Origin of the sequence: Caulobacter sp. KR2-114 (genome assembly GCF_049446115.1) — a bacterium.
Taxonomy (GTDB): domain Bacteria; phylum Pseudomonadota; class Alphaproteobacteria; order Caulobacterales; family Caulobacteraceae; genus Acaudatibacter.
Genome location: NZ_JBMSEC010000002.1, coordinates 49,313 through 75,848 on the forward strand (window position 1 = coordinate 49,313; position 26,536 = coordinate 75,848).

Genomic DNA, 26,536 nt, shown 5'->3' on the forward strand with positions numbered 1-26,536 from the left:
GCGCCTCCCATGTTATGCGCGTGGCCGGATTCGTCATGGCCAAGCTTTGTGGCGTCGAGGATGCCACAACCGTCGCGGCTGGGGGAGCGGCAAACGATGGCCAAGCGGGACATCAAGGGTGTGGTGGACTTCGGCTACCTGGAAGACTTCGCCGCCGGCGACGCCCAGGTGATCGACGAGGTGCTGGCCCTGTTCCGTGAACAGGCCGGGATCTGGTCGACCATGCTCGACCCGGCCAACGAAGGCTGGCGCGATGCGGTGCACACCATCAAGGGCGCGGCCCGCGGTGTCGGCGCCTTCGCCCTGGGCGAGGCGTGCGCATGGGCGGAGGCCAAGGGGTCGGTGGGCCTGCCGAAGGTGCGCGACGCCCTGGACGAAGCGCTGGCGGACGTGGCGGCCTACGCCCACGAACAGGCGCTGAAGTCGCTGAAGACCAAGCGTTAAGCTGCGGATATTCCGCCGAATAGTCGCCAGGCGCCGACGCCCTATATGCCGGCGCCGTTGTCCATCGTGGCCAGGGCCGCCTCGTGCGCGGCCGCCTCGGCGGTGATCCAGGAGACGAAGGCCTTCACCTGGGGCAGGCGGCCTTTCGCCTTGGGGTGCACCACGTGATAGGCGAAGTCCACGGCGGTGGCGATCTGCAGCGGCGCCACCAGGCGGCCGGCGTCCAGGTCGTCCTGCGCCAGGGTGCGCTTGGCCAGCGCCACGCCGCGACCGCCGACCGCTGCCTCGATCACCAGGCTGGACTGATTGAAACGCGGACCCCGGTTGCCGTCGACGCCCTTCACGTTGCGCGCCGCCAGCCACATCGACCAGTCCGGACAGCTGTCGTCAGCGTCGGGTGAGCCGTCGTGCAGCAGGATGTGGTGCGACAGGTCCGAGGGGTCGGCCAGGGGGTTGGCGGCGACCAGGTCGGGGCTGGCGACGGGGATCACGGTCTCGTTCATCAGCCGCACCGACTCCAGGCCCGGATAGCGTCCCGAGCCGTAGCGGATGGCCAGGTCCACCTCGCCGGCGGCGAAGTCCACCAACTCCATGTCGGCCGACAGCCAGACGTCGACGTGCGGGTGCGCCTCCTCGAAGCGGCCGAGGCGCGGCACCAGCCACTTGGCGGCGAACGACGGGGCGGCGGTCAGGGTCAGGCGCCGGCCGTCGACGGCGGCGGTGAGCAGGGAGGCGGCCTCAGCCAGGCGGTCGAAGGCCTCGCGCAGGGCGGGCAGGGCGGTCTGCGCCGCGTCGGTGAGCAGCAGCCCCTTGGGCGTGCGCTTGAACAGCGAGGCCCCCACATAGTCTTCCAGGTTCTGGATCTGCTGCGACACGGCCCCTGGCGTGACGGACAATTCGTCCGCGGCCCGGCTGAAATTCAGGTGCCTGGCGGCGGCTTCGAAAGCCCGCAAGGCGTTGAGCGGTGGAAGACGGCGCCTAGACTCCATAGAAATCCTGATACCCCCGGCAGAAGTCCTTGGTTGCGAAATGGGGCCGTGGACACCAGTTTGCAACTGTCCGGCGGCGCATCGGCCCTTTTCGCCGACGGATGTCGGCGGGGCGAGCCTTTCAGGTTCGCCCCGTCCTGTCTTTAGCCTAGCCTTTTAGAGTTCCTGAAACATATACGGGCCCCTAGGTGGCGTTGAGGGCCAATGACCAAGCTGACCATGACAGCCAAATCCACGAAAAGCCTGGTGCTGCTGGGCGGGGGCAAGCCCGCCGCCCCAGCGCGCGCCGGTCGCGTGTGGCTGGTGGGCGCCGGCCCGGGCGACCCAGATCTGCTGACCATCAAGGCGCTGAAGGCGCTGTCGGCCGCCGACGTGGTGGTGCACGACGGCCTGGTGTCGGACGAGATTCTGGCCCTGGCGCCGGCCATGGCGCGCCGGATCTCGGTGGCCAAGCGCAAGTCGCGCCATTCCTACGCCCAGGACGAGATCAACCGTATGCTGGTGGCGTTCGCCCAGGACGGCCTGCAGGTCGTGCGGCTGAAGGGCGGCGATCCGTTCATCTTCGGCCGGGGCGGCGAGGAGCTGGAAGCCTGTCGCGCGGCGGGCGTCGAGTGCCTGGTGGCGCCGGGCGTGACCGCGGCCCTGGCGGCCAGCGCCGCGGCGGGCGCGCCGCTGACCCATCGCGGGGCGGCGCAGGCGGTGACCTTCGTCACCGGCCACGCGGCCAAGGGCGCGGAGCCGGACCTCGACTGGGAACACCTGGCCAGGGCCAACCACACGGTGGTGATCTACATGGGCGTCTCCACGGCCGGGCCGATCGCCGGGCGGCTGATGGACGCCGGCCGCGATCCGGCCACGCCGGCGCTGATCGTCGAGAACGCCAGCCGCGCCGACGAGGCGCGCATCGTCACCACCCTGGGCGATCTCGCCAGCGCCGCCGCGGGCCTGGCCGGTCCGGCGCTGCTGATCGTCGGCGAGGCGATGGCGCTGGCCCAGGCCTCGACGCCGATGATCGCTGATCTTGTCTCCACCGCCCAAGCCGCGAGGGCCTGACCGATGAAAGCCCTGACCGCCAACCGCCTGGACGATGGCGAAGTGGTGTTCTGGAACGCCGGCCGCTGGGTCGAGCGCTTCGCCGACGCCCAGCTTTGGGACGAGGGCGACGCCACCGCCGAGGAGGCCGAGGGCCACGGCAAGGCGCAGCCCACCCGCGTGGTCGACGTCTACCTGATCGACGTGATCCCCTCGGAAGGGGGCTGGGCGCCGCTGAGCTATCGCGAGCGCATCCGCGCGCTGGGGCCGACCAACAAGCCCGAGCACGGCAAGCAGGCCGAAGGCGGGGCGGCGGTCGACGCCCTGACCCACGCCGCCGGCGCCGCGCGGTCCACCGGCCGCGTCAACCTGATCAAGCGCAAGTAAGGGCCGCGCCATGTACCGCTACGACGACATCGACCGGGAGATGCTGGCCGACCGCGCCGCGGAGTTCCGCGAGCAGGCCGCCCGGCGTCTGGCCGGCGAGATCACCGAGGACCAGTTCAAGTCGATCCGGCTGATGAACGGCCTGTACCTGCAGCTGCACGCCTACATGCTGCGCATCGCGGTGCCCTACGGCTCGCTGAATTCGACCCAGCTGCGCCGCCTGGCGCACGTGGCGCGCAAGTACGACCGCGGCTACGGCCACTTCACAACCCGCACCAACCTGCAGTTCCACTGGATCAAGCTGCGCGACGCGCCGGACATCCTGGACGAGCTGGCCGAGGTGGGGATGCACGCCATCCAGACCAGCGGCAACTGCATCCGCAACACCACCGCCGACCCCTATTCGGGGGCCACGGCCGAGGAGCTGGACGATGCGCGGGTGTGGTGCGAGGCGATCCGCCAGTGGTCGACCTTCCACCCGGAATTCGCCTTCCTGCCGCGCAAGTTCAAGATCGCGGTCAGCGCCTCGCTGCACGACCGGGCGGCGGTGAAGGCGCACGACATCGGCCTGTACCTGCGCCGCTCGCCCGAGGGCGAGCTGGGCTTCGAGGTGCTGGTGGGCGGCGGCCTGGGTCGCACGCCCTATATCGGCCAGACCATCAAGCCGTTCCTGCCGGCCTCGCGCCTGTTCTCGTATCTCGAGGCGGTGCTGCGCACGTACAACCGCCAGGGCCGGCGCGACAACGCCTACAAGGCCCGCATCAAGATCCTGGTGGCCTCGCTGGGCGCCGAGGCGTTCGGCGCGCTGGTCGAGGAAGAGTGGGAGAAGATCGGCGTCGCCGGCGACTTGCCCGACACCGAGCTGGCCCGCATCCGCGGCGCGTTCGCGCCGGTGGCGTTCGAGACCCTGCCGGCCCGTTCGGAAGCCTTCGAGGCGGCCAAGCGCGGCGGCGCGGCCTTCGCCCGCTGGGCGCGCAACGTGGTGCGGCCGCACAAGAAGCCGGGCTACGCCATCGTCGAGGTGCCGCTGAAGGCCATCGGCGAGACCCCTGGCGACGCCAGCGCCGAACAGATGGAGGTCATGGCCGACCTCGCCGAGCGCTATTCGTTCGACGACGTGCGCGTGACCCACGAGCAGAACCTGGTGCTGCCGCACGTCAAGCTCGACGACCTGCCGGCGGTGCACGCGGCCCTGGCCGCGGCGGGGCTGGCCACGCCGAACTCCAACCTGATCAGCGACATCATCGCCTGCCCGGGGCTGGACTACTGCGCCCTGGCCAACGCCCGGGCGATCCCCATCGCCCAGCAGATCCAGGCCCGCTTCGCCGACCAGGACCGGGCGGAGAAGGTGGGCGAGCTGAAGATCAAGATCAGCGGCTGCATCAACGCCTGTGGCCACCACCACATCGCGCACATCGGCATCCTGGGCGTCGATAAGAAGGGTGAGGAGTTCTACCAGCTGACCCTGGGCGGCTCGGGCGCCGAGGACGCCGAGGTCGGCAAGATCCTGGGCCCGGCGCTGCCGGCCGACCGGGTGGCCGTCGCCGTCGACCAGCTGGTCGAGGTCTATCTGCGCGAACGCCAGGGCGAGGAGCGCTTCCTCGACACCTATCGCCGTACGGGCCTGGCCCCGTTCAAGGAGGCCGTCTATGCCGAAGCTCATTAGGTGGCTGGGCGCGGCGAGCGGCGGCGCCAACGCCCCCCACGCCGAGGACCACGACGATCCGTTCACCAGCGTGGCCGACGACGAGCCGGTTCCGCGCGGCGACGTGATCATCTCGCTGAGCCGCTTCCAGGCCGAGGGCGAGACCCTGCTGGCCGAGGGGCGAAGCGTCGGCGTGCGCATCGAGCCGGCCGAGGCGGTCGAGGCCCTGGCCTATGACCTGCCGCGCCTGGCGCTGGTGGCGCTGGCGATCCCCAAGTATCGCGACGGCCGCGCCTATTCCGGCGCCCGGCTGCTGCGCGAACGGTTCGGCTACGGCGGCGAGATCCGCGCCGTGGGCGAGGTCCTGCGCGAGCAGGCGCATTTCATGATCCGCTGCGGGTTCGACGCCTTCGTCCCCGCCGACGGGTCGACGGCGGCCGATTGGGCCCACGTGGCCGCCCGTTTCCGGCATGTGTACCAGCGCGCGGCGGACAACCGCGCGCCGGCCTTCGAGGAAAGGCAAGCGTGATGGCCCTGGCCTACGATCAGTCCGAGTTCGACGTCGCCCAGCCGCCGGCCGAGGCGCTCACGCCGGCGCAGTTGCTGGCCCGGCGCCTCAACGCCGAGCTGCGTGACGCCCACCCGTCGACGATCCTGCGGGCGGCGGTGGATCATTTCGGCGACCGCCTGGCGCTGGTCTCGTCGTTCGGCGCGGAATCGGCGGTGCTGCTGCACATGGCGGCCCAGGTCGATCCGCAGATCGCCGTGCTGTTCCTCGACACCGGCATGCTGTTCGGCCAGACCCTGGACTACCGCAAGAGCCTGGCCGCGAAGCTCGGGCTGACCGGCGTGCGCGACCTGCGTCCGAGCTTCGAGGACCTGGCCACCGGCGATCCCAACGCCGACCTGTACAAGACCGATACCGACGCCTGCTGCCACATCCGCAAGGTGGTCCCGCTGGACACCGCTCTGGACGGCTTCGACGCCTGGGTCACCGGCCGCAAGCGCTTCCATGGCGGCGACCGCCTGCGCCTGGCGGTGGTGGAGGAGTCCGAAGGCAAGCTGAAGTTCAATCCGCTGGCCAATTGGTCGAAGGAAGAGCTCGACGCCTACGCCGCCGAGCACGCCCTGCCGGCACACCCGCTGGTCGCCGCCGGCTTTCCCTCGATCGGCTGCTGGCCGTGCACCAATCCGGTGGAGGAGGGCGAGGATGTGCGCGCCGGCCGCTGGGCGGGTTCCCAAAAGACCGAGTGCGGCATACATACCGCCCGCGCGCCCGGCGCCGCCCCATTCATGGGTGGTGACATTTAGCGCGCTTCCGCGCTCCCCCGCGATTCAGGTAGACGACCCTTCATGACCGACGCCCCGCTTGCCGCCCCGCCGCCCCCGAAGGCCCGCGGCGCCTTCTACGTCGAGACGGTGACGCATGTGCACCACTGGACGGAGAGCCTGTTCACCCTGCGCACCACCCGCGATCCGGGCCTGCGCTTCGAGAACGGCCAGTTCGTGATGCTGGGCCTGGAGATCAACGGCAAGCCGCTTCTGCGCGCCTATTCGATCGCCAGCGCCAACTATGCCGACGAGCTGGAGTTCTACTCGATCAAGGTCCAGGACGGCCCGCTGACCTCGATCCTGCAGAACATCAAGGTCGGCGACGAGATCCTGGTCGGCAAGAAGCCCACCGGCACCCTGGTGCTGGACGGCCTGCGCCCCGGCAGGAACCTGTACCTGATGGGCACCGGCACGGGCCTGGCCCCGTTCCTCAGCCTGGCGCGCGACCCGGAAGTCTACGAACGCTTCGAGAAGGTGATCATCACCCACACCGTGCGCGAGGTCGCCGACCTCAGCTACCGCCAGTTCCTGGAGCACGACCTGCCGAACGACCCGGACCTGGGCGAGATGGTTGCGCCCAAGCTGATCTACTATCCGACGGTGACCCGCGAGGACTTCAAGACCCGCGGCCGCATTACCGACCTGATCCAGTCGGGCAAGCTGTTCGAGGACATCGGCCTGCCGCCGCTGGACCCGGCGCGCGACCGGGTGATGCTGTGCGGCGGCCCCTCGGTGCTCGCCGACCTGAAGCAGCTGCTGCTGGACCGCGGCTACGAGGAGGGCTCGGTGGCCAACCCGGGCGACTTCGTGCTGGAGCGGGCGTTCGTCGAGACCTGAGGTCAGGGCGGCGGACATCCTGTCGCCGAATTCACATTAGCCAAGCTTACGCACCGGCCGGCGGCGACGTATCTAGTCGCCACGGAACGGAGTTCGTCGGGCCATGTCGCTGATCCTCAACATCCTCTGGTTCATCTTCGGGGGCTTCCTGGCGGGCCTGGCCTGGCTGTTCGGGGGCCTGCTGCTGGCCATCACCATCGTCGGCCTGCCGTGGGCGGGCGCGGCCTGGCGCATCGCCGGCTTCAGCTTCGCCCCGTTCGGCCGGCAGGTCGTGGACCGTCAGTGGATCACCGGCCGCGGAGACCTGGGCACCGGTCCGCTGGGGTTCGTGCTGAACGTGATCTGGTTCGTGCTGGCCGGCTGGTACATCGCGCTGGGCCACCTGGTGCTGGCCGTGACCCTGTTCGTCAGCATCATCGGCATCCCGTTCGCCATCCAGCACGTCAAGCTGGCGATGATCGCCCTGGCGCCGATCGGCAAGGAAGTCGTGCCGGTCTGACCGGCAGGCGGCAAGCCGCTATTTCGGGCAACCGACGAACTTGCCCACCTTGGCCACGGTCAGGGTGGCGAGGTTCAGCGGCAGCAGGGGCTGCATGGAATGCGCCCCGGAGCCGGTGAACAGGTCGATGCGGCCCTGGTGGATCGCGCCGCCCACGTCGGAGGCGTACCAGTAGCCGTCGTGCTTGCTGCCGTCGGGCATCGGCATGCCGACGGTCTCCTTGATGAACAGCACCGTGTGCCGCGGCACCGCCACCCCGTCGACGGCGGCCGTGCGCATCGGCACCACCTTGCAGCCCAGCGAGTCGAAGCCGCGGATGCCGCCGCCGCTGTGGTACAGGGTCGCCTTCAGCTTGAAGAAGTCCATCATCGGCGCCGCGGTGCGGAGCGCCTGCTGGACCAGATCCCCGAGCGGGTCGGTGAAGTCGGTGATCATCCCGCTGGTCAGCGCCGGCTTGGCCGGCGCGGCGGGATTCGGGGCGTTGGGGGAATCCGCTTGGGCGCCCGAGGCCGCAAGGCCCACGGTCAGCGCAGCGAGGCATGCCAGGAGGCGCTTCATCAGCGTAGCCCTGTTGTTTCTCGATGACGGTGCGCCGCGAGTCGTACAGACGACGGTCCAGCGTGGCAACCCGGAGGCGGCGATATGTCCCTGACGATCTTTGGTGACTCGATTTCAGGCAACTGCCTGAAGGTGAAGTGGACGGCCGAGCGCCTGAACCTGCCGTTCACGTGGGTGGAGGTGGATATTCTCAAGGGCGAGAGCCGTACGCCCGAATTCCTCGCGCGAAACCCTGCGGGCCAGGTGCCGATGGTCATCCTGGGCGACGGCCGCGCGCTGGCCCAGTCGAACGCCATCATCGTCCACCTGGCGGAGGGCTCGGCGCTGATCCCGGCCGACCCGTACGACCGCGCGCGGATGTTCGAATGGCTGTTCTGGGAACAGTACAGCCATGAGCCCTATGTCGCCGTGGCCCGCTTCCAGGTGAAGTACCTGGGCAGGCCGGTGTCCGAGCTGGAGCCTCGCATCGTCGAGCGCGGCGCGGCCGCCCTGGCCCGCCTGGAGGCCGCTCTGGCGGTCTCGCCGTTCCTGGTCGGCAACGCCCTGACCCTGGCCGACATCGCCCTTGTCGCCTACACGCGGATGGCTCATGACGGCGGCTTCAACCTGGCCGACTACCCGGCCACCCAGGCCTGGGTGGCGCGGGTGGAGGCCGCCCTGCCGATCAAGGATCCCGCATGAGCCAGTCGTCTCGCGTCGCCGGCCTCCTGGCCCTGGCGGTCGCCACCGCCATCGCCGGTCAGGCCCTCGCCTGGGGCGCCTCCGGCCACCGGCTGGTGGGGCAGGCGGCGATGCTGGGCCTGCCGGACGAGGTTCCGGCCTTCCTGCGCAGCCCGGTCTCGGTGGCCAAGGTCGGCGAGCTGGCGCGCGAGCCCGACCGCTGGAAGAACGCCGGCAAGACGCACGACAGCGACCTGGATCCCGGCCACTTCACCAGCCTGGACGACGCCGGCAAGATCGTCGGCGGGCCGCCGCTGTCGGCCCTGCCGCCGACCCGCGGCGAGTACGAGACCTCCCTTCGCGCCGCCGGCGGCGACAGCTGGAAGGCCGGCTATCTGCCCTATTCGATCATCGAGGGCTGGCAGCAGATCGCCAAGGATTTCACCTATCTCCGCGCCGACGAGAGCGCGGCGACCTCCCCCGCGACCAGCGCCGAGCACAAGGCCTGGTTCGTCACCGACGCCGCCGAGCGTCGCGAGCTGCTGCTGCGCGACATCGGCGTTCTGGCGCACTATGTCGGCGACGGCAGCCAGCCGCTGCACGTGTCGATCCACTACAACGGCTGGGGGCCGTTCCCGAACCCCAACAACTACACCCAGGACCACATCCACGCCCCGTTCGAGGGCGAGTTGGTGCATCGTTCGGTCACCCTGGAGGCCGTGCGCGCGAAGATGGCGCCGGTGAAGGACTGCGAGTGCGCCATCGAGGCGCGGACGGCGGACTACTTGGCCACCACCGGCGCCCAGGCCATTCCTCTCTACGACCTGCAGAAGGCCGGCGGCCTGTCGGCCGGCGATCCGCGCGGAGCCGCCTTCGCCACTCAGCGGCTGGCCGCGGGCGCGGACGAGCTGCGCGACCTGATCGTGATGGCGTGGCGCGCCAGCGAGCAGGGCGAGGTGGGCTGGAAGCCCGCGTACAAGGTCAGCGACATTGAGGCCGGCAAGGTCGATCCCTACGAATCGATGTTCGGCGTGGACTAGCCCGGACGGCGCCGGACGCTCCGCCGGGGGCGGCGACCGGCCCGGCCCTGATCAAATGTTGATCATATTCCGGCCCGCCCCGGGGGCTTCGAGCCCGCGCGGCCGGGGCCCGGCAGGGCTCCCACGGCGCGGCGCGGCCGGGCCGCCGGCCGCCTGCGGCGACAGGCCCTGGGGCAGGGCGCCGTCGCCGCCGCGAGCGGCGCGGGACGGGCCAGGGCCTTGTGGCATGGGGTTTTGGCGCCCTTGGCGCCGGCAGGCCGCCGGTCGGTCGCAAGGGGCGTCGCGGCAGCGCCTGTTTGCTCCGTAGGCTGTGCTTTGCGCAGGGGGCGCAGGGCCTGCCCGGGCCGTCCGGCGACGCGCAAACCGCGACTGCGGCAAGGCGGCGCGCCACGCTTAGAGTTGACCTTGGCTCCCAAGCCCTTCAAATGGCCCAAGGAGTCGCGGGCGCAGGCCCGCCGCGGCGGATCGGGGGCGATGGACGACAACGCCGTTTTTCTCCAGAGCGTAGAAGCTCTGCGTGTGAGTATCGATCGCCGGCTTGCGGAGTTGATCCCCTCGCCGAGTCGCGAGCCCACGAGTCTCAACGGGGCGACCTTCTATGCCCTGCTGGCGCCCGGTAAACGCTTCCGGCCGATGCTTACGCTGTTGTGCGCCGAGGCGTTCGGGGCCCCTCCGGGCAAGGCGATGGACGTCGCCTGCGCCATGGAGATGGTGCACGCCGCCTCGCTGATCCTGGACGATCTGCCGTCGATGGATGACGCGCGGATGCGCCGGGGCCGGCCGACCACCCACCGCGAATTCGGCGAGGCGCAGGCGATCCTGGCCTCCGTCGGCCTCCTGAACCAGGCGTTTGCCTCGATCGCGGGGGCCGAGGCCCTGCCGCTTGCCCTGCGCGCCCAGATCAGCGGCGCCCTGGCGCAGGCCGTCGGCTTCCACGGTCTCGTCGCCGGCCAGGCCCTGGACCTGCAGGACCGCGACCGCCAGCGCACGCCTGAAGAGATCGACGCCCTGAACCACCAGAAGACCGGCGTGCTGATGATCGCCGCGGCCGAGTCGGGCGCGCTGATCGGCGGCGCTTCGCCGGCCGCCTGCGCCGAGATCGGCGAGTTCGCCCGCCGCCTGGGCCTGGCGTTCCAGATCCGTGACGACCTGATCGACGCCGAGGACTCCACGGAACTCGCCGGCAAGGACACCGGCAAGGATGCGGCGATGACCACCTGGGTCTCCGCGGTCGGCGCGCGCAAGGCGGCGGCGGCCATGGAAGGCCACCTGGACGAGGCCGAGGCGGCGCTTGTGCGCGCCGGCTGTGACGGCCGCCTGGGACGCTTCGCCCGCAGCCTGTTCATGGGGCGCAAGGCGGCGGCGTGACGCCCGACCCTCAGGTCCCGATTCTACAAGTCGAACAGGTGGTCCACGCCTACGGCGGGACACCGGTGCTGCGCGGCGTCGACCTGACCATCCGCGCCGGCGAGATCTACGCCCTGCTGGGCCCGAACGGGGCCGGCAAGACCACCCTGATCCGCGCCATCTGTGGCCGGCTGAAGCCCAGCGGCGGCCGGGTGCGGCTGGCTGGCGGCGATCCGCAGGCCGAACCCGCCGTGCGCGCCTGCCTGGGCCTGGCGCCCCAGGAGCTGGCGCTCTATGCGCACCTGACCGTGCGCGAGAACCTGGAAGTCTTCGCCAGCCTGTCCGGCCTGAAGCGCGCCGAGGTGGCCCCGGCGGTCGAGGCGGCGATGGCCGTGACCCGCACCGCCGACCGGGCGCACGTGCCGGTGCGGCATCTCTCGGGCGGCTACCAGCGGCGGGTGAACATCGCCGCCGCCGTGCTGCACCATCCGCGGCTGCTGATCCTGGACGAGCCCACCGTGGGCGTGGACATCAACGCCCGCGAGGCGGTGGACGCGGTGATCCGCGCCCTGGCCGAACAGGGCGTGGCGGTGCTGCTGATCACCCACGACCTGGAGCAGGCCGGGGGGCTGGCCACCCGGGTCGGCTTCCTCAGCGAGGGGCGCAAGGTGCTCGAGGGCGAGCCCGCCGCGCTGATCGCCGACGCCTTCGGCGAGCACGTCGAGGTTCTGGTGGTGGTGGCCGCCGACCTGGCCGCACACGAGGAGGAGCGGGTGCGCGCGCTGGGCCTGGAACGGGGCCGGGCGACCGACGTGTGGACGTGCCTGGCGGACGACGGCTATGCCGCCGCCGCGCGGCTGGACAAGGCGCTGAAGGCGGTCGGCCTGCCGGCCCGGGAAATCCGCGTGCGCCAGCCGTCGCTGCAGAACCTGTTCTCCCTGATCTCGGAAGACAGGCGGGCGGCATGACGCTGGCCATGTTCCGCGTCATGGCCCTGGAGCTGTGGCGCGACCGCGGGGCCCTGGTGATGGCCTTCTTCCTGCCGCCGCTGGTGTTCCTCATCTTCTCGGCGGTGTTTTCCGGCACCACGGGCGAGAACATCAAGCTGCGCATCGCCGTGGCCGACGCCGCCCATACCGAGGGCTCGCGGCGGCTGCTGGCGGCCCTGACCGCCGATCCGAGCCTGCGCGCCGAGCCGGTCACGCCGCAGACCTACGCCGAGGTGCGCCGCCAGGTGCGCTCCAGCCAGGCCGACGCCGGCCTGGTGATCCGCGCCGACCCGGGCGCGGAGGGCTCGCCGATCGTGATCCTGGCCGATCAGACCCGCCAGGTGGCCGCGCCGCTGGTGCAGGCGCGCACCCAGCAGGTGATGGCCAGGGCCATGCCGGACGTGCTGCTGGCGCGCACGGTGCGCGACATCGGCCCGGCGCTGGGCGACCTGACCGCCGAGCAGCAGGACACACTGAAGATGGCGCAGAAGGAGGCGCGGGACGACGCCGCCCAGGGCAAGCCCACCGACGCCCAACAGAGCATGTTCGCCCGCGAGGACGTCGCCGGCGCGAAGAAGGGCGGCGGCACGATCGTCTACTACGCCGGGGCCGTGACCGTGCTGTTCGCCCTGTTCTCGGCCATGCACGGGGCGCTGAGCCTGATCGACGAACGCCGCTCCGGGATCGCCGACCGGATCATGGCCGGCCGCGCGGGCATGGGGCCGGTGGTCACCGGCAAGTTCCTGTTCCTGGGGCTGCAGGCGGCCGTGCAGGCCGGCGCCATCTTCCTGACTGCCACACTCGTCTACGGCACGCCGCTGCTGGCGCACCTGCCGCTGTGGTGCGTGACCACCGCGGCAGTGTCGGTCTGCTCGGGCGGTCTGGCGCTGGGCCTGGTGTCGGTGTGCCGCACGCGCGACCAGGCGCAGATGCTGTCGACCTTCGTGATCCTGGTGCTGGCCGCGATCGGCGGCAGCATGGTGCCGCGCTTCCTGATGCCGCCGTGGTTGCAGGCGGTGGGCTGGGCTACCCCTCACGCCTGGGTGATCGATGCTTACCAGGCGGTGCTGTGGCGAGACGAGGGACCCGACACCCTCTATAAGGCGTGGCTGGTGCTCGGACTCACCGGGGCGATCGGCCTCATGGTGGCCCAGATCACCACCCGTTATGCCCGCCGCTAGACATCATGCTGACCCTCGCCCTCGACATCGCCCTGTTCCTGGCCGCCTTCGTGTTCATGGAAGGCTTCGCCTGGTTCACCCACAAGTACGTCATGCATGGCTTCGGCTGGGTCTGGCACAAGTCGCATCATGAGCCGCGCACCGGGGTGTTCGAGCTGAACGACCTGTTCGCCGTGGTGTTCGCGGCGCCGGCGATCGCCTGCATCTATCTCGGCGTGCACGGGCTGCCGCTGCTGCTGCCGATCGGCCTGGGGATCACCGCCTACGGGGCGGTGTACTTCATGTTCCACGACGGGCTGGTGCACCGGCGCTATCCGGTGCCGATGAACGGCCGCTCGAAGTTCTGGAAGCGGCTGATCCAGGCGCACCGCATCCACCACGCGGTGGGCACCAAGCACGGCTGCGTCTCGTTCGGCTTCCTGATCGCCCAACCGGTGCGCGACCTGAAGGCTCAGCTGGCCGAGCTGGAGGCCCAGGGCCAGGGCGGCGAACTCAGATCTTCGTCCACAGGTCCGGCCGCGGGCTAGGCCGTCCGGCCAGGCGCGAGCCCAGGGCCATGACCATCCCTTCGATCGCGAAGCCCACCTTTTGCGCTGTGCTGGTGGAGACCCGTTCGTCCCACGCCTTCGCGCCCAGGCGGCCGACTTCCACGCCGATCTGGCGGTAGACGCCGCGCGCCGCGCCGATCGCCCAGGCGCAGCGGAAGGGCAGGGAGGGCAGGCCGGCCACCGCCGAGGCGTAGTAGGGCTCTGCGCGCTCCAGCAGCCGCGCCGTGACCTTGAATACCGCCGCGCGGTTGGCCGGATCGCGCACCGTCGCCGGATCGTCCTTCAGCCCCGCTTCCGCCAGCCAGGCCGAGGGCAGGTACACGCGGTCGTTCTGCGCGTCCTCGACCACGTCGCGGGAGATGTTGGTCAGCTGGAAGGCCAGCCCCAGGTCCTGCGCCCGGCGCAGGGTGGCCAGGTCGCCCGGCTTGACCCCCATCACCAGGGCCATCATCACCCCGACCACGCCGGCCACGTGGTAGCAGTAGTCCAGGGTGTCCTCGATCGTCCGGTACTGGCGTGCGGCCACGTCCATGGCGAAGCCGTCGATCAGGTCGATGGCGTAGCGCTCGGGGATCTGGCGGCGCTGGGCCACCTTCTGGAAGGCGGCGAACTCGGGGTCGTCGACCGGCTGGCCGGCCAGGGCGGCGCGGGTCTTGGCGTAGAGGCTCTCCAGCCGCCGCTGGGACTCCTCCGGGGCCAGCACGGTCATGCCGTGGCCCAGGTCCTGGCCGTCCACCACGTCGTCGCAGTAGCGGCACCAGGCGTAGAGCATCTCGGCGTCGGCGCGGGTCTGGGCGTCGAACAGGGCCGCGGCCGCGGCGAAGCTTTTCGAGCCCTTCTGGATGGTCTCGCGGCTGGACTGTTCGAGGCTGAGATCCGTCACGCGGCGCCTCCCAGCAGGTCGGACAGCATCAGGCCGCTGGTGGCCTTGGCCGAGCCGATCACGCCAGGCACCCCTGCGCCCGGATGGGTCCCGGCGCCGACAAAGTACAGGTTGGGGATCACGTCGTCGCGATTGTGCGTGCGGAACCAGGCGCTCTGGGTCAGCACCGGCTCCAGCGAGAAGGCCGAGCCCTGCCAGGCGTTCAGCTCGGTCTCGAAGTCCTTCGGCGTGAAGATCCGCGTGGTGACAAGGTTGTCGCGCAGGTGCGGGATGTAGTGCGCCTCGAGGTAGTCGAGGATGCGGTCGCGGTAGCGCGGCCCCTCGACCGCCCAGTCGATGTCCGCCGTGCCCAGGTGCGGCACGGGCGACAGCGCATAGTGCGCCGAGCAGCCCGGCGGGGCCAGGTCGGGGTCGGTGGCGCAGGGCGAGTGCAGGTAGAGCGAGAAGTCGTCGGCCAGGGCGTTCTTGCCGTAGATCTCGTCGATCAGGCCCCGGTAGCGCGGCCCGAAGCAGATGGTGTGGTGGCGCAGGTGCGGCTGCGGCTGGTTGAGGCCGAAGTGCAGCACGAACAGCGAGGGGCTGAACCGCTTGCGCTTCAGGGCCTTGCCCACCGAGCGGCCGCGCGGGTCGTTCTTCAGCAGGCTGGCGTAGGTGTGCATGACGTCGGCGTTGGAGGCGACGGCGTCGAACGCCTCGAAGCTCCCGTCCGCATGCACCACGCCGCTGGCGCGACCGCGCTCGGTGCGGATCTCCTGCACCGGATCGGACAGGCGCAGCGTCCCCCCGAGGTCCTGGAACAGCCTGGCCAGGCCGCTGACCAGGGCGTTGGTCCCGCCCTTGGCGAACCACACCCCGCCGCGCCGCTCCAGGGCGTGGATCAGGGCGTAGATCGACGACGCCGCGAACGGGCTGCCGCCCACCAGCAGGGTGTGGAACGACAGCGCCTGGCGCAGGTGGTCGTCCTTCACGAAGCCGCAGACCTTGTCGTAGACGCTGCGGTAGGCCTCCAGCTTGATCAACTGCGGGGCCGAGGCCAGCATCGAGCCCACCTGTTGGAACGGCACGTGGCCAAGCTTGATGTAGCCTTCCTGGTAGAGCTCCTCGGAGTACTTCAGGAAGCGCTTGTAACCGGCGACGTCGGCGGGATTTTTCCGGGCGATCTGCGCGTCGAGCTCCGCCTGGTCGTTGACGTAGTCGAACACGTCGCCGTCTTCCCAGCACAGCCGGTAGAAGGGCGCCACCGGCAGCAGGGTCACATAGTCGGACGACTTGCGGCCGGAGAGGGCGAACAGCTCCTCGATGCAGTCGGGGTCGGTGATCACCGTCGGGCCGGCGTCGAAGGTGAAGCCCTGGTCGCGGTAGACGTAGGCGCGGCCGCCCGGCTTGTCGCGGCCCTCGATCAGGGTGACGTCGCATCCGCCCGACTGCAGGCGGATGGCCAGGGCCAGGCCGCCGAACCCGGCGCCGACGACGGCGATCTTCTTGGCGGAGGTCTCGGTCATGCGGCGACTCCGGCGAAGGCGGACTGTTCGGTCAGGCAGGCCATGGCGCGGCTGACGGGTACGGGCGGTTTGCCGGTCAGAATACGGATCTTGTCCCCCAGTGTGGCGTCGCCGGCGTAGAACCGCTCGATCAGCGGCTGCGGCAGGCGGTAGAAGCGCTCCAGGACCCGGTAGCGCTGGTTCGGTTCGCAGGCGCGGAACATCATGCGATTCAGCAGCCTGTAGTAGCCTCGACGGGTCCAGGCCGCCTTCGATACGGACTGGGTGAGCTCCCGGATCACCGCGCTGGTCAGTTGCGGCGCGGCGGCGATCGCCTCGGCCATGCGGGCGGCGTCGGGAAGGGCATAGCCGGTGGTCGGCTGGAAGAGGGCGCTGCGCAGGCCCACCTCGGGCACGCCGGGCGTGGCCTCGGCCCAGTAGGCGTCGATGTCGCCGGCCAGGGCGATCGGCAGCACCCCGTCCTCCTGCCGGATCAGCTCGGCCACCGGCCAGCCGTTCGCGGCGGCGTAGGCGTCGATCTCCTGGCCGATGGCGGCGTGATCCAGGGCCGGGCCGTCGCTGTAGCGGGTGTCCTCGATCAGCAGCCGGTCGGGCGACAGCGGCAGAACATAGAGGAACCGGTAGCCGTCCAGCTGCGGCACCGTGGCGTCCATCACGATCGGCCGGGTCAGGCCGTGCGGCGAGGCCAGCCGCACCTCGCGGCCGATGAACTTCTGCCAGCCCAGCGCCAGCCGCGTGCTGCGGCGGGGGCCCCGGCCATCGATCACCAGCGGCGCCTCGAGAACCCGGCCGTCGGCCAGGCGCACCCGCTCGGGGCCGACCTCGGCGATGTCGACGCCCAACCAGGCGTCTTCGCCCATGATCGGCGCCACGACCTCGTGCAGCCGCTCGGAACTGATCGCGCGATAGACGGTCGACAGGCTGCGGCGGTGGGCGGGGAAGCGGATGTCGTAGCCGTCCGCCCATTCGGCGACGAATAGCGGGCGCAGCCAGGCGCCGATCGCCGGGGAAACGTCGCTGGCGAAGTGGCACCAGGTATGCTGGCCGCCCAGGCTGGTCTCGCGCTCCAGCAGGATCACGCGCAGTTCCGGGCGGGTCGCCTTCAGGCGCATGGCGATCAGGCTGTTGGCGAGGCCGCCGCCCGCCAGGACGACGTCGGCGCGGATCGGCGCGGTGGTCATGCGCCCGCTCTAGCACGCGCGGGCCGGCGATGGACCAGCCCCGATTGCGCGCGGCGCTTCAAAGCTTTAGGCGAGGGCCATCCACACACGGCGGAGCCATCCATGACCGAATCGCACGGCGGCGAGGCGAGGATCATCGATTTCAAGGCGGCGGCCGAGCGGGTGCGGCTGGAGGCGGCGGCCGACGCCGGCCGGCTGAAGGCCGACCACGGGGTGACGCCGGGCCTGGCGGTGGTGCTGGTGGGCGACGATCCGGCCAGCCAGATCTACGTCAACTCCAAGGGCGAGAAGAGCCGCGAGGCCGGCTTCCATTCGGTGACCCACCTGCTGCCGGCGTCGACGCCGCAGGATCAGCTGATCGCCCTCGTGCACACCCTCAACGCCGATCCGAAGATCCACGGCATCCTGGTGCAGATGCCGCTGCCCAGGGGGCTGGACGAACAGGCGGTGATCGCGGCGATCGACCCGCGCAAGGACGTGGACGGCCTGCACCCGATCAACGCCGGCCTGCTGGGCAGCGGACGGCCGAACCTGATCCCCTGCACGCCGCTGGGCTGCATCCTGATGCTGCGCGAGACCCTGGGCGACCTGTCCGGCCTGAACGCGGTGGTGATCGGCCGCTCGGTGCTGGTGGGCCGGCCGATGGCCCAGCTGCTGCTCAACGACAGCTGCACCGTGACCATCGCCCATTCGAAGACCCGCGACCTGCCGGCGGTCTGCCGCCAGGCCGACATCCTGGTGGCGGCGGTCGGCCGGCCGCAGATGGTCAAGGCCGACTGGATCAAGCCGGGCGCCGCGGTGATCGACGTGGGCATCAACCGCGTGCCGTTCCGAGATCCGGTCAAGGCGGCGGCCGGCAAGACCAAGGTGGTGGGCGACGTCGACTTCAAGCCGGCCAGCAAGGTGGCCGGCTGGATCACCCCGGTGCCGGGGGGCGTCGGCCTGATGACCGTGGCCTGTCTGCTGCGCAACACCATCACCGCGGCGTCGCGGATTGAGGGAATCTACGCAGACGCGCTGAAATCCGGCTGAAACGAACGAACTCCACGGCTGGCGCGGTTCATCGCGGCGCCCCCGCGCCCAACCCTGGAGACGTTCCCGTGAAAGCTCTCTTCGCCACCGCGCTCGCCCTGTCGCTGCTGACGGCCGGCGCGGCGTCCGCCCGTCCGCACCATCACCATCCGCACAAGGTCTGCACCGTGCGCCACCATCACCGCGTGTGCCGCTGGGTCGGCTGAGGTCACCCATTTAGCATGACGAGCGGCGCCCGATCCCTGCGGAGCGGGCGCCGTTTTCGTTAGGCTGACCGTACGGCGCCGGCGCAAGCTGTCGGCAGGATCAGCAGCTCCAGGATCGGCCCATGCTCACCGTGCACCACCTCGGCGTCTCGCAGTCCGAGCGCATCGTCTGGCTCTGCGAGGAACTGGGCCTCGCGTACGACCTGAAGCGCTATGACCGCGTGCCGCCCGGCCGCGGCATGGGGCCGCCGGACTACAAGGCGCTGCATCCGCTGGGCACCGCGCCGATCATCACCGACGGCGACGTGGTGCTGCCCGAGAGCGGGGCGATCATCGAATACATCCTGGGCCGCTACGGCGACGGCCGGCTGTCGGTTCCGCCCACGGCGGCGAACTTCGCCGACTATCTGTTCTGGCTGCATTTCGCCAACGCCTCGTTCCTGCCGGCCCAGGGGCCCGCCGCCCAGGCCAGGGACGACGACAGTCCGCGCGGAAAGTTCATGCGCGCCCGCGGCGAGCGCACCTGGGAGCTGACCGAGGCGCGGCTGGGCGAGGCGCCGTACTTCGCCGGCGACGACTTCACGGCGGCCGACATCATCATGGTGTTCAACCTGACCACCATGCGCGCCTTCGCGCCGCGCGATCTGTCGCCCTATCCCAACATCCTGGCCTATCTGCAGCGCATTGGCGCCCGCCCGGCCTACCAGCGGGCAATGGCCAAGGCCGACCCGCAGATGGCGCCGATGCTCACCTGAACGGCAGCGATTGCGCGTCAGCCCTGGCCGCGGGCGTCGACCCAGAGCACCAGGTCGCCCAGCACCTTGGTCACCGCCTGGTCGAAGGCGGCGGCGATGGCGCTGACGCGATTGTCGCCGGCGGGAACCTCGGCGGTGAAGGTGCGGCTGCCGACGGCGGCGCGGTCGTTGACCCGGTCGAGGTCGGCGTGCAGCACCACGACGACGGTGGGCGCGGCCTTGGCGCCGTGGTCGTAGCGGGCCTCGAAGCTGCGCACGTCGAGCTTGAGCACATAGTCCGCCCGCACCACCTCGCCGCGCCCGATCAGGCGCGCCGGGCCACCGGAGCCGTCGAAGGCCCGCGTGACCGCCTCGTCGAACAGCACGCTGGCCCCGCTGACCCAGCGCGAGCCCTTGATGTAGGCCGCCTCGGGGCCGTCGACCGTCAGGATCCGCTCGCTGGCCGCCGCGCGGTCGAAGCTGGTGACGGCCCTGATCACACCGAACGGCTGGCCGCCGCCCGCCGGCGCGGGCGGCGGGGTGGTGACGCCGAAGCGGAACATGGTCGCCGGCGCCTGCTTGGGGAACACGGAGACACAGGCCGACAGGGCCAGGGCGGCGGCGGCGAGGCTCGCCGCGCGGCCGAGCGACTTCATCTTGCTCACGGCTTCACCTCGACTTCCTTGGACGGGGGCTTGCTGACCAGCCCTTGCGGGCTCTGCTGCAGCTCGTCGATCACCTGGTCGAGGTGCTCGGTGGCCTGCTGCAGGCTGGTCACGGCGGACTGGATCTGCGGCAGGCCGGTCTTGGCGAAGTCGCCGGTCGGACCCTGCAGCTGGCCCAGCAGCGTGCGGACGTCCTTGGCCGCGGCCTCGATCTGCTCGGCCGCATCGCCCAGCTTGCGCACCGAGCGCGTGCCGTCGCCCTCCACCAGCACCTGGCTGGAGTGGGCCAGGGTCTTGATCTGCTGCGCCGCCTGGTCGGCGCTCTGCAGCGCCTTGTCGGCGTCGGCGATGATCTGTTTGCGCGCGCGCAGTTCCGCGGTGACGGCCTGGACGTCGCTCAGGGTGGCCGAGAAGGTCTTGATGTTGTCGTCCGAGAGCACGCGGTTGACCCGGTTCAGGCTCTCGACGGCCTTGGCCACCACGGCGCTGCCGCCCGACAGCAGGTCCGAGAAGGCGTCCCGCTGGCTCTGGATCACCGGGTACTTGAACCCCGGCGGCGGCGGCAGGTCGCGCAGCAGCGGCTTCGACGGGGTGCCCGCGCCGATCTGCACGTAGTTCACGCCGGTGATCCCCTGCGGCTCCAGCATGGCCACCGAGTCCTGCCGGATCGGCACGTCGGAGGTCACCTTGATCTCGGCGTCGACCATGGTCGGGTCGTGCGCGTCCAGGGCGATGCGCGAGATCTCGCCCACCTTGATGCCGTTGAAGTGCACCTCGCCGCCGTTGGAGATGCCCCGGACGGGGCCCTTGAACGAGATGATGTAGGTGTCGAACTTCTGGTGCAGGTTGAACTGCGCCAGCCAGACCACGAACACGATCGTCGCCACCAGCAGGATCGTCGAGACGACGCCCACCAGGAAGTAGTTGGCGTTGCGCTCCATCAGCTTGCTCCCCCGTGAGCCTGGGCCTCAGCGGAGCGCGCCCCGGCCGAGGCGCGTCCCCGTGGTCCCAGGAAATACTCGCGGATCCAGGGATGGTCGGATTGTTCCAGTTCGTGCACCGGCGCCACGGCGACCACGCGCTTGTCGGCCAGCACGGCGACCTTGTCGGTGATGGCGTAGAGGCTGTCGAGGTCGTGGGTGATCATGAACACCGTCAGGTCCAGGCTGTCGGAAAGGTCCTCGATCAGCGTGTCGAACGCGGCCGAACTGATCGGGTCGAGGCCCGAGGTCGGCTCGTCCAGGAACAGCAGCTCGGGGTCGAGGGCGAGGGCGCGGGCCAGGCCGGCGCGCTTGATCATCCCGCCCGACAGCTCCGAGGGCTTGAGCGCCCCGGCGCCGGGCGGCAGGCCCACCAGGGCGATCTTCAGGTCGGCCAGCTCGCCGATTTCCTTGCGGCCCATGTCGGTGTGCTCGAACAGCGGCGCGCAGACGTTCTCCTTGACCGTCAGGTTCGACCACAGGGCGCCCTGCTGGAACAGTACGCCCCAGCGCCGCTCGATCGCGGTCCACTGGCGGCGGCGGGCGTAGCGGATGTCCTGGCCGAAGATCTTCACCGAGCCGGCTTCGGGCTGCTTGAGGCCGATGATGGTGTTGAGCAGCACCGACTTGCCGGTGCCGGACCCGCCGACCACGCCGACCACGTCGCCGCGGGTGATGGTCAGGTCGAGGTTGTCGTGGATGACATGGTCGCCAAAGCGCGACACCAGTCCGCGCACCTCGATCGGCGGCGCGTTGGGGTCCAGCAGGGCTTCGGGCGCGATGCTCATATGTGCAGCTTCATGTAGATCAGGGCGAAGACCGCATCGATCAGGATGGTGGCGAAGATGGCGTGCACCACCGAGGCGGTGACGCGCCGGCCCAGGGACTCCACGTCGCCGCCCACCTCCATGCCCTGGCGGCAGCCGATCGCCGCGATCACCACGGCCAGCACGGGCGCCTTCGACATGCCGACCCAGAAGTGCTTGGCGCCGACATGCTCGAGCAGACGGCTGAGGAACATGGTCGGGCCGATGTCGAGCTGCGACCAGACCACCACCAGCCCGCCCACCAGGCCGGCGAGGGTGGCCACGAAGGTCAGCAGCGGGATGGTCACCAGCAGCGCCAGGAACCGCGGGAACACCAGGGCGTCGAACGGGTCGACACCCAGCACCTGCATGGCGTCGATCTCCTGCTTCATCTTCATCGCGCCGATCTCGGCGGCGAAGGCCGAGGCCGAGCGCCCGGCCAGCAGCAGGGCGGTGATCAGGATGTTGAATTCGCGCAGCACCGCGATGCCCACCAGGTCGACGGCGAACACCTGGGCGCCGAAGGTGGTCAGCATGTCCGCGCCCAGCAGGCCGACCACGGCGCCGATGAAGAAGGTGGTGGTGGCGACGATCGGCAAGGCGTCCAGCCCGGCGCGCTCGGCCAGGGAGAACACCGGCGCCCAGCGGATCCGGCGCGGCGCGGCGATCGCCCGACCCACGGCCACCAGCAGGTGCCCGTTGAAGACGAACAGGTCGAACACGTCGAGGCCGAGGTTGACCACCCCTTTGCCGATCCGTTCGAACAGCTCGTAGAACGGCCGCCGCCTGGTGGTCGGGGTGGGTTCGGCCTTGATGGCGGCGCCGACCAGGTCGATCAGCCGCTGCACCTCCGGCCGCGCGATCACCTGGCCCTGCTCCGTGGCCACCGCCATCGCCTGCAGCACGCCGTAGGCGCCCGAAGTGTCCAGACGCCCCACGCCGGAAAGATCGACGGTGATCTGCCGGGTGCCGCGCAGAACCTCGGTCAGCCGCTCGTTGGCTTCGCCCATGCGCACGGCCGTCCAGTCGCCCACCAGGGTGGCGACGGATCCGCTGTCGGTGCTCTTCAGGTCGAAGTCGGCAGGCTCGTTCATTTCGGCGCTTGACGCGCGCACCCCAATCCGCGCCGCCCCTCAACGAGTCGGCCCCCAGTCGCTGCGAAACCTAACAGAGGTTTCCCAAACGCCTAGCAGGAACGCGGCACGGCTTGTTCAGCTCCCGCGGGTGCGCGGCGCGTGGGCGATGCGCAGCAGATTGGCCGCGCCCGGCGCCCCCATCGGCGGCCCGGCGATGATCAGCACCCGCGCGCCGGCGGCCGCGAGGCCCAGCTCGGCGGCCATGTGCGCCGCCTCGTCGGTCATGGCGGCGATGCCGCGAGGCTGCGTCGCGACCCGGGGCTCCAGGCCCCAGACGAGGCCCAGCTGGCGCGCCACCTTCTCGTTCGGGGCGATGGCCAGCACCGGCAGGATCGGCCGCTCGCGGGCCACGCGCCGGGCGGTCGAGCCGGTGGTGGTATAGGCCACGAGGCAGGCGGTGGAGCGGGCCTGGGCCGCGCGGGTGGCCGCGGCGATCAGGGCGTCCACGTCCTCGTCGGCGTCCGCCCCATGCTCGGCGCGCATCAGGCTGGGCCAGTTGGGATCGGCCTCGACCCGGCGGATGATGGCGTCCATCACCGTCACGGCCTCGCGTGGATAGGCCCCGCTGGCGCTTTCGGCCGACAGCATCAGGGCGTCGGCGCCCTCATAGACCCCGTTGGCCACGTCGGAGGCCTCGGCCCGGGTGGGCGAGGGGCTGGCGGTCATCGATTCCAGCATCTGGGTGGCGATGATCACCGGGGCGCCGCGGCGGCGGGCGGCGCGGACGATGGTCTTCTGCGCCACCGGCACCTCCTCGGTGGCCATCTCCACCCCGAGGTCGCCGCGGGCCACCATCAGGCCGTCGGAGACGTCGAGGATCGCCTCCAGGTGTTCGATGGCGGCGGGCTTCTCGATCTTCGAGAGGATCTGCGCCCGGCCGTTCACCAGCCGCCGCAGCTCGGCCACGTCGCCGGCGTGCTGCACGAACGACAGGGCGATCCAGTCGACGCCGATGCGCAGGGCGAAGTCCAGGTCCTTGCGGTCCTTGGCGGTGAGCGCCGGCACCGGGATCGTCGCGCCGGGGACCGAGACGCCCTTGCGGTCGGACAGGGCGTCGCCGCACACCACCTCGGTGTCCACGTGGCCGTCGGCGACGTCGGTGACCCGCAGGCGCACCTTGCCGTCGTCGAGCACCACCTCCATGCCCCGGCGCAGCACCTTCAGCACTTCCGGATGCGGCAGGGGCGCCCGGCGGCCGTCGCCGGGCGCGGCGTCGCCGTCGAGGCGGATGGCCTGGCCCGGGGCGATGGCGATCCTGCCCTTGGCGAAGGCGCCCAGGCGGAACTTGGGTCCCTGCAGGTCGGCGAGCGCGGCCAGCGGCCGGCCGACGTGCGCCTCGGCCGCGCGCACGGCGTTCAGCGCCGCCTGGTGGTCGTCGTGCGTCCCGTGGCTGAAGTTCAGCCGGAACACGTCGACGCCGGCCTGGGCGAGGGTGCGCACCATGTCGGGGGCGCGGCTGGCGGGCCCCAGGGTGGCGACAATACGCGTGCGTCGATTTCGGATCATGGGGGCCGGGATTCGCCTGAAGCCGGCCCCTAACTTAGAGGCGTCGGCCGGCAAGCGCGAGGCCCGCCGGCCACATAAGGCCTATCCCTTCAGCAGGGCCGTCGCCTTGTCGAGCCGGTCGCTGGCCGCCTGCAGCACCGCGGCGGTGCGGCCGACGAACTCGCCGGCCTCGCTCCAGCGCCGGGATTCGAGGGCCTCGCGCACCCCCGGCAGGGTCTTGGAGCCGTAGCCGGTCAGCAGGCCCGGGGCGTAGATCAGGTGCCGGTACCACGGCCGGCCGGGCAGGCCGCGGGCGTCGGTCAGGCTCTGCTCGACGCCCTGCAGCAGGGCGTTGACCTGGTTGCGCCGGTCGGGCTTCAGCGCGCCCGCCGCGGCGGCGGCCTGGTCATAGGCGCTGGCGCTGGCCTTCAGCCGCTGGGCGGCCGCGTCCAGCGCCTTGAAGTCGATCTCCGGCACGACGTCCTCACGCTCGGGCGGCGCGGAAGTGAGCGTCGGGTCCGCGGCCAGGCCGTAGGCGCGGCCGTCCAGCAGCTTGTCCACCGCCGCCGAACGCTCGCGCAGGGTGCGGGTCAGCGTCTTCAGCTCCTCGACCTGGCCGCCGATGGTGTCGGCCAGGTTGCCGAAGCGCAGCGGGTCGATGTCGGCGTCGGCGGTGCGCAGCACCAGCCGGCCGGTGGTCTGGGCCAGGGCCACGCCATAGTGGAAGCCAGGATCGCCGAAGCGGTCGTAGTGTTCGAAGGTGTCGTAGGCCGAGTGGTAGACGCCGCCGGACGAGCCTTCGCCGCCGAAGCCCAGATTGATCGAAGCCAGGCCCAGGTGCTGCACGAACGGCGTGTAGTCCGAGCCCGAGCCCAGGTCGCCGATCGGCAGCACGCCGCTGGACGCCTCCTTGGCCCGCTTCTTCTCCTCTTCCCCGGCGCCGGCCTCCGCGGCGCGCACGCTCATCGCGGCCAGGGCGCGGTCGCGAACGCTGACGCCGGTCTCCGGGTCCTTCACGTCGGCCGCCGCCTGGTCCAGCAGGGCGCGCAGGGAATAGCTCGCTTCGGCGCCCAGGAAGCCGCGGCCGTTGCCGTCGGAGTTGATGTACAGCACCGCCTTGGCCTGCAGCTCGGCGGCATGCTGCTCGGCCCATTCGGTGGACCCCAGCAGGCCAGGCTCCTCGCCGTCCCAGCTGGCGTAGACGATGGTGCGCTTGGGCCGCCAGCCGGTCTTGGCCAGGGCGCCGAGAGACTTGGCCTCGTCCATCAGCGCGATCTGGCCGGACAGCGGGTCCTCGGCGCCGTAGACCCAGCCGTCGCGGTGGTTGCCGCGCACCACCCATTCGTCCGGCCGCTCGGAGCCCTTCATCACCGCGATCACGTCGTAGAGCGGCTTCTGGCTCCAGTCGGCCTGCACCACCATGTGGACCTTGGCGCCGGGCCCGACGTGGTAGGTGAGGGGCAGGGCGCCCCGCCAGCCCTTGGGCGCCACCGGGCCGTCCAGCGCGGCCAGGAAGTGCTGCGCCTGGCCATAGGAGATCGGCAGGGTGGGGATCTTCAGGATGGTGCTGGCGTCCGCCAGCGCGATGCGCTTGGCGTCCTTGGTGGCGCCGACGTCGGGCGTGAGCGGATCGCCGGCGCGCACCGGCATGTCCAGCACCGAGCCGCGCTGGATGCCGTTCTCGTTGCGCCAGGCGCCCTTGGGATAGGGATCGCCGGGGCCGTAGCCATCGTCGGCCGGGTCGGAATAGATGATGCAGCCGACCGCGCCGTGTTCCTGCGCCAGCTTGGGCTTCAGACCCCGCCAGCCGGCGCCGTAGCGCACGATGACGATCTTGCCCTTCACGTCCACGCCCATGCGGGCGAGCGCCTTGTAGTCGTCGGGCATGCCGTAGTTGACGTAGACCAGCGGCGCGGTGACGTCGCCGTCGCCGCCGTAGGCCACCCAGGCGGGCAGGGCGCCGTCGGTATGGGTCGAGGTGACGTCGCCCGGGACCGGCGGCTCGGTGAGCACGGCCTTGTACGGCGCATCGCCCAGCAGCTCGAGGCTCTCGGCCTTCGGCGTCGGATACAGCACGCTGAACTCTTCGATGCGTGCGTCCCAGCCCCAGGCCTTGAACTGGGCCAGCTCGAACTCGGCATTGGCCCTGTCGTGCGGCGAACCCACGTGGTTCGGCTCGGCCGCCATCTGCTGCAGGCGCGCGCGCATGGCGTCGGCGGAGAGGCTGGAGTCGAACCTGGCCTCCAGGGCGCGTTCGGCGTCCGACCCCTGGGGCGTGAATCCCAGCAGCGGCTGGCCCTCCGCGCCGGCCACGCCGAACACGGCAAGGCTCATCGCGCCGCCCAGCAGCGCGCACTTCAACGACCTCATGCGTGAATCTCCCCTCACGGAACTGGCCGCAGCCAAGGCCCGCGCGCCTTTGAGGTCAAGGGGCGGCA

28 protein-coding genes are annotated in these 26,536 nt (G+C 70.8%); 17 read left to right on the forward strand and 11 right to left on the reverse strand.

Annotated elements, in window-relative coordinates; genetic code table 11:
• The first annotated feature begins 96 nt into the window (after nucleotides 1-96).
• The gene (locus ACO2Q3_RS06255) at nucleotides 97-444 is read left to right on the forward strand and encodes an Hpt domain-containing protein (protein WP_423305702.1); all 348 of its coding nucleotides are present in this window, start codon (nucleotides 97-99) and stop codon (nucleotides 442-444) included.
• A 41-nt stretch (nucleotides 445-485) separates the two neighbouring features.
• Here ACO2Q3_RS06255 and gcvA read toward each other — a convergent pair whose 3' ends face one another.
• Nucleotides 486-1,433 carry a transcriptional regulator GcvA gene (gene gcvA / locus ACO2Q3_RS06260; RefSeq protein ID WP_423305703.1) on the reverse strand — a complete coding sequence of 316 codons (948 nt, stop codon included), beginning with the start codon at nucleotides 1,431-1,433 and terminating at the stop codon, nucleotides 486-488.
• A 219-nt stretch (nucleotides 1,434-1,652) separates the two neighbouring features.
• On the opposite strand from gcvA, the gene cobA reads away from it, so the two are divergent.
• The 7 genes from cobA (at nucleotide 1,653) to ACO2Q3_RS06295 (ending at nucleotide 7,165) form a co-directional block, all read left to right on the forward strand.
• Nucleotides 1,653-2,486, forward strand: coding sequence for a uroporphyrinogen-III C-methyltransferase (cobA, locus tag ACO2Q3_RS06265; protein WP_423306912.1), 834 nt, complete (start codon nucleotides 1,653-1,655; stop codon nucleotides 2,484-2,486).
• Between the two features lie 3 nt (nucleotides 2,487-2,489).
• Complete coding sequence (locus tag ACO2Q3_RS06270; RefSeq protein WP_423305704.1) at nucleotides 2,490-2,852, forward strand: DUF2849 domain-containing protein; 363 nt, start codon at nucleotides 2,490-2,492, stop codon at nucleotides 2,850-2,852.
• 10 nt (nucleotides 2,853-2,862) lie between these two features.
• Nucleotides 2,863-4,518, forward strand: coding sequence for a nitrite/sulfite reductase (locus ACO2Q3_RS06275; protein WP_423305705.1), 1,656 nt, complete (start codon nucleotides 2,863-2,865; stop codon nucleotides 4,516-4,518).
• Nucleotides 4,502-5,026, forward strand: a complete 525-nt coding sequence (locus tag ACO2Q3_RS06280; protein WP_423305706.1) for a DUF934 domain-containing protein — start codon at nucleotides 4,502-4,504, stop codon at nucleotides 5,024-5,026. The genes ACO2Q3_RS06275 and ACO2Q3_RS06280 overlap by 17 nt, the downstream gene beginning before the upstream one ends.
• Nucleotides 5,027-5,031: 5 nt before the next feature.
• On the forward strand, nucleotides 5,032-5,808 hold the full coding sequence (locus tag ACO2Q3_RS06285; protein WP_423306913.1) for a phosphoadenylyl-sulfate reductase: 777 nt from the start codon (nucleotides 5,032-5,034) through the stop codon (nucleotides 5,806-5,808).
• A gap of 42 nt (nucleotides 5,809-5,850) precedes the next feature.
• The gene (locus ACO2Q3_RS06290) at nucleotides 5,851-6,666 is read left to right on the forward strand and encodes a ferredoxin--NADP reductase (protein ID WP_423305707.1); all 816 of its coding nucleotides are present in this window, start codon (nucleotides 5,851-5,853) and stop codon (nucleotides 6,664-6,666) included.
• A gap of 103 nt (nucleotides 6,667-6,769) precedes the next feature.
• On the forward strand, nucleotides 6,770-7,165 hold the full coding sequence (locus ACO2Q3_RS06295) for a YccF domain-containing protein (protein ID WP_423305708.1): 396 nt from the start codon (nucleotides 6,770-6,772) through the stop codon (nucleotides 7,163-7,165).
• An 18-nt stretch (nucleotides 7,166-7,183) separates the two neighbouring features.
• On the opposite strand, the gene ACO2Q3_RS06300 is transcribed toward ACO2Q3_RS06295, so the two are convergent.
• Nucleotides 7,184-7,723: a 3D domain-containing protein gene (locus ACO2Q3_RS06300; protein WP_423305709.1), complete on the reverse strand. Its 540-nt coding sequence runs from the start codon at nucleotides 7,721-7,723 to the stop codon at nucleotides 7,184-7,186.
• A gap of 84 nt (nucleotides 7,724-7,807) precedes the next feature.
• Here ACO2Q3_RS06300 and ACO2Q3_RS06305 point away from each other — a divergent pair, with 84 nt between their 5' ends.
• From ACO2Q3_RS06305 to ACO2Q3_RS06330, 6 genes are all read left to right on the forward strand, one after another.
• Entirely contained in the window at nucleotides 7,808-8,404 is a 597-nt protein-coding gene (locus ACO2Q3_RS06305; RefSeq protein ID WP_423305710.1) for a glutathione S-transferase family protein, read from the forward strand.
• Nucleotides 8,401-9,423 carry a S1/P1 Nuclease gene (locus ACO2Q3_RS06310; protein WP_423305711.1) on the forward strand — a complete coding sequence of 341 codons (1,023 nt, stop codon included), beginning with the start codon at nucleotides 8,401-8,403 and terminating at the stop codon, nucleotides 9,421-9,423. Before ACO2Q3_RS06305 ends, ACO2Q3_RS06310 begins: the two co-directional genes overlap by 4 nt.
• A gap of 519 nt (nucleotides 9,424-9,942) precedes the next feature.
• Nucleotides 9,943-10,791, forward strand: a complete 849-nt coding sequence (locus ACO2Q3_RS06315; RefSeq protein ID WP_423305712.1) for a polyprenyl synthetase family protein — start codon at nucleotides 9,943-9,945, stop codon at nucleotides 10,789-10,791.
• Entirely contained in the window at nucleotides 10,788-11,738 is a 951-nt protein-coding gene (locus ACO2Q3_RS06320; RefSeq protein WP_423305713.1) for an ABC transporter ATP-binding protein, read from the forward strand. The genes ACO2Q3_RS06315 and ACO2Q3_RS06320 overlap by 4 nt, the downstream gene beginning before the upstream one ends.
• Complete coding sequence (locus ACO2Q3_RS06325) at nucleotides 11,735-12,940, forward strand: ABC transporter permease (protein ID WP_423305714.1); 1,206 nt, start codon at nucleotides 11,735-11,737, stop codon at nucleotides 12,938-12,940. The genes ACO2Q3_RS06320 and ACO2Q3_RS06325 overlap by 4 nt, the downstream gene beginning before the upstream one ends.
• Before the next feature lie 5 nt (nucleotides 12,941-12,945).
• Nucleotides 12,946-13,467 (forward strand): sterol desaturase family protein, encoded by a 522-nt coding sequence (locus ACO2Q3_RS06330; protein WP_423305715.1) that lies wholly within the window; start codon nucleotides 12,946-12,948, stop codon nucleotides 13,465-13,467.
• Here the strand turns inward: ACO2Q3_RS06330 and ACO2Q3_RS06335 are convergent.
• Genes ACO2Q3_RS06335 through crtY form a run of 3 tightly spaced genes read right to left on the reverse strand, consistent with a single transcriptional unit; the run spans nucleotide 13,433 to nucleotide 17,054 of the window.
• On the reverse strand, nucleotides 13,433-14,371 hold the full coding sequence (locus ACO2Q3_RS06335; protein ID WP_423305716.1) for a phytoene/squalene synthase family protein: 939 nt from the start codon (nucleotides 14,369-14,371) through the stop codon (nucleotides 13,433-13,435). The genes ACO2Q3_RS06330 and ACO2Q3_RS06335 overlap by 35 nt on opposite strands.
• On the reverse strand, nucleotides 14,368-15,873 hold the full coding sequence (locus ACO2Q3_RS06340; RefSeq protein WP_423305717.1) for a phytoene desaturase: 1,506 nt from the start codon (nucleotides 15,871-15,873) through the stop codon (nucleotides 14,368-14,370). The genes ACO2Q3_RS06335 and ACO2Q3_RS06340 overlap by 4 nt, the downstream gene beginning before the upstream one ends.
• A complete protein-coding gene (gene crtY / locus ACO2Q3_RS06345) occupies nucleotides 15,870-17,054 on the reverse strand; it encodes a lycopene beta-cyclase CrtY (RefSeq protein ID WP_423305718.1) in 1,185 nt (394 codons plus the stop codon). The genes ACO2Q3_RS06340 and crtY overlap by 4 nt, the downstream gene beginning before the upstream one ends.
• A 102-nt stretch (nucleotides 17,055-17,156) precedes the next feature.
• Between crtY and folD the strand changes: the two genes are divergently transcribed.
• From folD to ACO2Q3_RS06360, 3 genes are all read left to right on the forward strand, one after another.
• Nucleotides 17,157-18,086 carry a bifunctional methylenetetrahydrofolate dehydrogenase/methenyltetrahydrofolate cyclohydrolase FolD gene (gene folD / locus ACO2Q3_RS06350; RefSeq protein ID WP_423305719.1) on the forward strand — a complete coding sequence of 310 codons (930 nt, stop codon included), beginning with the start codon at nucleotides 17,157-17,159 and terminating at the stop codon, nucleotides 18,084-18,086.
• A gap of 68 nt (nucleotides 18,087-18,154) precedes the next feature.
• Complete coding sequence (locus tag ACO2Q3_RS06355) at nucleotides 18,155-18,292, forward strand: hypothetical protein (protein WP_423305720.1); 138 nt, start codon at nucleotides 18,155-18,157, stop codon at nucleotides 18,290-18,292.
• A 122-nt stretch (nucleotides 18,293-18,414) separates the two neighbouring features.
• Nucleotides 18,415-19,047, forward strand: coding sequence for a glutathione S-transferase family protein (locus ACO2Q3_RS06360; RefSeq protein WP_423305721.1), 633 nt, complete (start codon nucleotides 18,415-18,417; stop codon nucleotides 19,045-19,047).
• Between the two features lie 17 nt (nucleotides 19,048-19,064).
• Here ACO2Q3_RS06360 and ACO2Q3_RS06365 read toward each other — a convergent pair whose 3' ends face one another.
• The 6 genes from ACO2Q3_RS06365 to ACO2Q3_RS06390 form a co-directional block, all read right to left on the reverse strand.
• Entirely contained in the window at nucleotides 19,065-19,682 is a 618-nt protein-coding gene (locus ACO2Q3_RS06365; RefSeq protein WP_423306914.1) for an ABC-type transport auxiliary lipoprotein family protein, read from the reverse strand.
• Nucleotides 19,683-19,687: 5 nt separating this feature from the next.
• Nucleotides 19,688-20,632: an MlaD family protein gene (locus ACO2Q3_RS06370; protein ID WP_423305722.1), complete on the reverse strand. Its 945-nt coding sequence runs from the start codon at nucleotides 20,630-20,632 to the stop codon at nucleotides 19,688-19,690.
• Nucleotides 20,632-21,459, reverse strand: a complete 828-nt coding sequence (locus ACO2Q3_RS06375) for an ABC transporter ATP-binding protein (protein WP_423305723.1) — start codon at nucleotides 21,457-21,459, stop codon at nucleotides 20,632-20,634. Before ACO2Q3_RS06375 ends, ACO2Q3_RS06370 begins: the two co-directional genes overlap by 1 nt.
• On the reverse strand, nucleotides 21,456-22,571 hold the full coding sequence (locus ACO2Q3_RS06380) for an ABC transporter permease (RefSeq protein ID WP_423305724.1): 1,116 nt from the start codon (nucleotides 22,569-22,571) through the stop codon (nucleotides 21,456-21,458). The genes ACO2Q3_RS06375 and ACO2Q3_RS06380 overlap by 4 nt, the downstream gene beginning before the upstream one ends.
• A gap of 117 nt (nucleotides 22,572-22,688) precedes the next feature.
• Nucleotides 22,689-24,119 carry a pyruvate kinase gene (gene pyk / locus ACO2Q3_RS06385; RefSeq protein WP_423305725.1) on the reverse strand — a complete coding sequence of 477 codons (1,431 nt, stop codon included), beginning with the start codon at nucleotides 24,117-24,119 and terminating at the stop codon, nucleotides 22,689-22,691.
• Between the two features lie 81 nt (nucleotides 24,120-24,200).
• Nucleotides 24,201-26,468: a transferrin receptor-like dimerization domain-containing protein gene (locus tag ACO2Q3_RS06390; RefSeq protein WP_423305726.1), complete on the reverse strand. Its 2,268-nt coding sequence runs from the start codon at nucleotides 26,466-26,468 to the stop codon at nucleotides 24,201-24,203.
• Nucleotides 26,469-26,536 lie beyond the last annotated feature (68 nt).

Bases quoted from the DNA above. Each gene is read 5' to 3' on its own strand.
- ACO2Q3_RS06255 (WP_423305702.1), top strand. From the start codon at position 97: ATGGCCAAGCGGGACATCAAGGGTGTGGTGGACTTCGGCTACCTGGAA.
- gcvA (WP_423305703.1), bottom strand. From the start codon at position 1,433: ATGGAGTCTAGGCGCCGTCTTCCACCGCTCAACGCCTTGCGGGCTTTC.
- cobA (WP_423306912.1), top strand. From the start codon at position 1,653: ATGACAGCCAAATCCACGAAAAGCCTGGTGCTGCTGGGCGGGGGCAAG.
- ACO2Q3_RS06270 (WP_423305704.1), top strand. From the start codon at position 2,490: ATGAAAGCCCTGACCGCCAACCGCCTGGACGATGGCGAAGTGGTGTTC.
- ACO2Q3_RS06275 (WP_423305705.1), top strand. From the start codon at position 2,863: ATGTACCGCTACGACGACATCGACCGGGAGATGCTGGCCGACCGCGCC.
- ACO2Q3_RS06280 (WP_423305706.1), top strand. From the start codon at position 4,502: ATGCCGAAGCTCATTAGGTGGCTGGGCGCGGCGAGCGGCGGCGCCAAC.
- ACO2Q3_RS06290 (WP_423305707.1), top strand. From the start codon at position 5,851: ATGACCGACGCCCCGCTTGCCGCCCCGCCGCCCCCGAAGGCCCGCGGC.
- ACO2Q3_RS06295 (WP_423305708.1), top strand. From the start codon at position 6,770: ATGTCGCTGATCCTCAACATCCTCTGGTTCATCTTCGGGGGCTTCCTG.
- ACO2Q3_RS06300 (WP_423305709.1), bottom strand. From the start codon at position 7,723: ATGAAGCGCCTCCTGGCATGCCTCGCTGCGCTGACCGTGGGCCTTGCG.
- ACO2Q3_RS06305 (WP_423305710.1), top strand. From the start codon at position 7,808: ATGTCCCTGACGATCTTTGGTGACTCGATTTCAGGCAACTGCCTGAAG.
- ACO2Q3_RS06310 (WP_423305711.1), top strand. From the start codon at position 8,401: ATGAGCCAGTCGTCTCGCGTCGCCGGCCTCCTGGCCCTGGCGGTCGCC.
- ACO2Q3_RS06325 (WP_423305714.1), top strand. From the start codon at position 11,735: ATGACGCTGGCCATGTTCCGCGTCATGGCCCTGGAGCTGTGGCGCGAC.
- ACO2Q3_RS06330 (WP_423305715.1), top strand. From the start codon at position 12,946: ATGCTGACCCTCGCCCTCGACATCGCCCTGTTCCTGGCCGCCTTCGTG.
- ACO2Q3_RS06340 (WP_423305717.1), bottom strand. From the start codon at position 15,873: ATGACCGAGACCTCCGCCAAGAAGATCGCCGTCGTCGGCGCCGGGTTC.
- crtY (WP_423305718.1), bottom strand. From the start codon at position 17,054: ATGACCACCGCGCCGATCCGCGCCGACGTCGTCCTGGCGGGCGGCGGC.
- folD (WP_423305719.1), top strand. From the start codon at position 17,157: ATGACCGAATCGCACGGCGGCGAGGCGAGGATCATCGATTTCAAGGCG.
- ACO2Q3_RS06360 (WP_423305721.1), top strand. From the start codon at position 18,415: ATGCTCACCGTGCACCACCTCGGCGTCTCGCAGTCCGAGCGCATCGTC.
- ACO2Q3_RS06365 (WP_423306914.1), bottom strand. From the start codon at position 19,682: ATGAAGTCGCTCGGCCGCGCGGCGAGCCTCGCCGCCGCCGCCCTGGCC.
- ACO2Q3_RS06370 (WP_423305722.1), bottom strand. From the start codon at position 20,632: ATGGAGCGCAACGCCAACTACTTCCTGGTGGGCGTCGTCTCGACGATC.
- ACO2Q3_RS06375 (WP_423305723.1), bottom strand. From the start codon at position 21,459: ATGAGCATCGCGCCCGAAGCCCTGCTGGACCCCAACGCGCCGCCGATC.
- ACO2Q3_RS06380 (WP_423305724.1), bottom strand. From the start codon at position 22,571: ATGAACGAGCCTGCCGACTTCGACCTGAAGAGCACCGACAGCGGATCC.
- pyk (WP_423305725.1), bottom strand. From the start codon at position 24,119: ATGATCCGAAATCGACGCACGCGTATTGTCGCCACCCTGGGGCCCGCC.
- ACO2Q3_RS06390 (WP_423305726.1), bottom strand. From the start codon at position 26,468: ATGAGGTCGTTGAAGTGCGCGCTGCTGGGCGGCGCGATGAGCCTTGCC.